The sequence below is a fragment of the Mesorhizobium sp. M7A.F.Ca.CA.002.09.1.1 genome (assembly GCF_003998555.1).
GTDB lineage: Bacteria > Pseudomonadota > Alphaproteobacteria > Rhizobiales > Rhizobiaceae > Mesorhizobium > Mesorhizobium ciceri.
The window spans coordinates 1-3,651 of the sequence record NZ_RZRR01000586.1; the positions used below are offsets into that span (position 1 = coordinate 1).

Genomic DNA, 3,651 nt, shown 5'->3' on the forward strand with positions numbered 1-3,651 from the left:
GTCAGACGCAGTTCCGAGCGACGCGCCGACGGGTCGGCGATCAGCGTGCCGGGCGACGCACCGACCGGCGGCCGCCGCGTTTTCGCCGGTGCCCGCGTCTTCACGGTCTCAGCCTTTGCCATATTCCCCTCGTGCGAGTCCTCGCCTCGACATTAGACGACAGGAATCAACCGGCAAAGACCCGCTTGGGCTTGAACATGCCTTGCTCAATGGCACCGATGGCGACCAGCTTGCCGCGCGCCGTGGCGCAGGCTTCTTCGGCTTCCACCGGTGCGTCGCGGCCGCGGATGATGACCGGGTTGCCGAGGCGGATCTTGGTTGCCGCGTCATCGCTGATGGCGATCTGCGGCAGGCAATCGAGGGCAGCCGATGTGTCGACCAGAAGCGCATCGATGGCGTCGAAGTCGATTGGCGCTTCCACCTTGTCGGCAGCCTCTGCCTTGTCAGCGGCTTCTGTCGTGTCCGAGCTGTCGACCTCCTCCACACCGAAACGGGCGGCTTCCAGTTCGGCGATGGTGACGAAGTCTTCCGAGGTGAACGGCTCGACCTCGACCCGGCGCAATTCGGAGATGTGACCGAAGCAGCCGATGTCGCGGCCCATGTCGCGGGCCAGCGAGCGCACATAGGTGCCCTTGCCGCACTCGACCTCGAAAACAGTATGGTCGGCGCCATGCTCGACAACGTCCAGACGGCCGATCTCGATCTCTCGCGCGGGTATGTCGACCGTCGCGCCGTCGCGGGCCAGATCATAGGCGCGCTCGCCTGCGATCTTGATGGCCGAGAATTGCGGCGGCGTCTGCATGATGACGCCGGTGTATTTCGGCAGCAGGGCGAGCACTTGGGCTTCCGACGGACGCAGGTCGGATTCTTTCGTCACCGGACCTTCGAGGTCATCGGTCGAACGCTCCTGTCCCCAGGCAACGGTGAAGCGATAGATTTTGGCGCCGTCCTGCACGTAAGGCACGGTCTTGGTAGCCTCGCCAAGCGCGATCGGCAGCATGCCGGACGCCAGCGGGTCGAGCGTGCCTGCATGGCCGGCCTTTTCCGCCTGGAACAGCCATTTGATCTTGGAGACGGCTTCGGTCGAGCCCATGCCGACCGGCTTGTCCAGGATCAGCCAGCCCGAGATCGGCCGGCCCTTCTTCTTGCCGCGACGCGCCACTATTCGGTGTCCTTGTTGTCGTCTTTGTCCTGGTCTGCGTTTTCCTGGTCCTCAGGACCCAAATCGCGCGCCACTTCCGGCGATTTCAAGAGGTCGTTGATCCTGGCAAAATTGTCGAAGGAGGTGTCGAGCTTGAAGCGGAACTCCGGCATGAACTTCATCTGCCGCAGCGCGCCGGAGACACGGCCACGGACGAATTTCGCATGCTTGTTCAACGCCTCGACCACCGCATCGGCATCTTTGGCGCCGAGCGGCGAGACGAAAGCGGTAGCGACCTTCAAATCGGGCGACATGCGCACTTCCGAGACCGACACCACGGTGTTCTCGATCAGCGGATCGATGATCTCGCCGCGCTGCAGGGTTTCGGATAGCGCATGGCGCACCTGTTCGGCGACGCGCAGCATGCGCTGGGATGGGCTGGATGCGGTTGGACGGGGCATTTTTCTCAATCCTGAAAGCGTGAGGCGCGGGATGGAACCGTGCCGCATGTCTCATATGGGCATTCTCAATAGACTTGGGGCGGCGGCCTTTCGACCACCGCCCGGTATGGACAAGTCACTCGAACTCAGAGTGTCCGGGTCACCATCTCGACGCGGAAGCACTCGATGACGTCGCCGACGCGCATGTCCTCGTAGTTCTGGAAGGCCATGCCGCACTCCTGGCCGCCGGGGACTTCCGAAACTTCGTCCTTGAAGCGCTTCAGCGTCTTCAGCGTGCCTTCGTGGATGACGACGTTGTCGCGGATCAGGCGCACGCCCGCACCACGCTCGACCTTGCCTTCGGTGACACGGCAGCCGGCGATCTTGCCGACCTTGGTGATGTCGAAGATTTCGAGGATCTGCGCATTGCCGATGAAAGTCTCGCGACGCTCCGGCGACAACAGGCCCGACAGAGCCGCCTTCACGTCATCCACAAGGTTGTAGATGATCGAGTAGTAGCGGATCTCGATGCCAGCCGCCGCTGCAGCGGCACGTGCCTGGACGTTGGCGCGGACGTTGAAGCCGATGATCGCGGCACCCGAAGTCTCGGCCAGCGACACGTCGCTTTCGGTGATGGCGCCGGCGCCAGCATGGACGATGCGTGCACGCACTTCGTCGGTACCGAGCTTGTCGAGTGCGGCGTTGATCGCCTCGATCGAGCCCTGCACGTCGCCCTTGATGACCAGCGGGAATTCCTTCAGCCCGCTTGTCTGCAACTGCGACATCATCTGCTCGAGCGAACCGCGCTGGCCGGCATGCTTGGCAACCGCCTTCTCGCGCGCCAGACGCTGGCGGTATTCGGTGATCTCGCGGGCACGGGCCTCGTTGTTGACCACGGCGAAGCGATCGCCGGCCTGCGGGGTGCCCTGCAAGCCAAGCACTTCCACCGGCATCGCCGGCGGCGCTTCCTTGATCTGCACGCCACGATCGTTGACCAGCGCACGCACCCGGCCCCATTCATTGCCGGCAACGAGGATGTCGCCCGGCATCAGCGTGCCGGTCTGCACCAGCACGGTGGCAACGGGACCACGGCCCTTGTCGAGCTGGGCCTCGATGACGACGCCTTCGGCGGTACGGTCCGGATTGGCCTTCAGGTCGAGAATTTCGGCCTGCAGCAGGATCGCCTCGAGCAGTTTGTCGAGATTGGTGCCCTTGGTCGCCGACACTTCGACGTCCAGAACTTCACCGCCCATGGATTCGACGAAAACCTCGTGGCGCAGCAGTTCGGAGCGCACCTTCTGCGGATCGGCATCATGCTTGTCGATCTTGTTGATCGCCACGATGATCGGAACGCCGGCCGCCTTGGCATGGCTGATCGATTCGATCGTCTGCGGCATGACGCTGTCATCGGCCGCAACCACCAGGATGGCGATGTCGGTCGCCTGGGCGCCACGAGCACGCATCGCCGTGAAGGCGGCGTGGCCGGGCGTGTCGATGAAGGTGATCTTGTGACCATTCTTCTCGACCTGGTAGGCGCCGATATGCTGGGTGATGCCGCCGGCTTCGCCGGAGACGACATTGGCGTTGCGGATCGCGTCGAGCAGCGAGGTCTTGCCATGATCGACGTGACCCATGATCGTCACGACCGGCGGACGCGAAACCAGGTCCTCGGCATTGTCGGCGATGTTGAACAGGCCTTCCTCGATGTCGGATTCGGCGACGCGGCGGACCGTGTGGCCGAATTCGGTGGCGACCAGCTCGGCCGTGTCGGCGTCGATGACGTCGCCCGGCTTCAGGATCTGGCCCTGCTTCATGAAGAACTTGACCAGGTCGACCGCGCGCTCGGACATGCGTTGCGCCAGTTCCTGGATGGTGATGGTCTCTGGCAGGATCACTTCGCGCATGACTTTCTCGCGCGGCTCATTGTGCATCGCGCGCTTGAATTTTTCCTGGCGGCGACGCATCGACGACAGCGAACGGGCTCGCGCATCTTCGTCGGACAATGCCGAATTTAGCGTCAGCTTGCCACGGCGGCGATCTTCCTCGCTCTTGGTCGGCTTGGCCGGACGC

3 protein-coding genes are annotated in these 3,651 nt (G+C 63.5%); all 3 read right to left on the reverse strand.

Annotation, left to right across the window (positions count from 1 at the left end):
• Positions 1-166 precede the first annotated feature (166 nt).
• The gene (truB, locus tag EN994_RS22485; protein ID WP_013527892.1) at positions 167-1,162 is read right to left on the reverse strand and encodes a tRNA pseudouridine(55) synthase TruB; all 996 of its coding nucleotides are present in this window, start codon (positions 1,160-1,162) and stop codon (positions 167-169) included.
• Positions 1,162-1,602 (reverse strand): 30S ribosome-binding factor RbfA, encoded by a 441-nt coding sequence (gene rbfA / locus EN994_RS22490; RefSeq protein WP_024503464.1) that lies wholly within the window; start codon positions 1,600-1,602, stop codon positions 1,162-1,164. Before rbfA ends, truB begins: the two co-directional genes overlap by 1 nt.
• A gap of 125 nt (positions 1,603-1,727) precedes the next feature.
• On the reverse strand, positions 1,728-3,651 hold a 1,924-nt coding region (gene infB / locus EN994_RS22495; RefSeq protein ID WP_127307815.1), incomplete at its 5' end, for a translation initiation factor IF-2.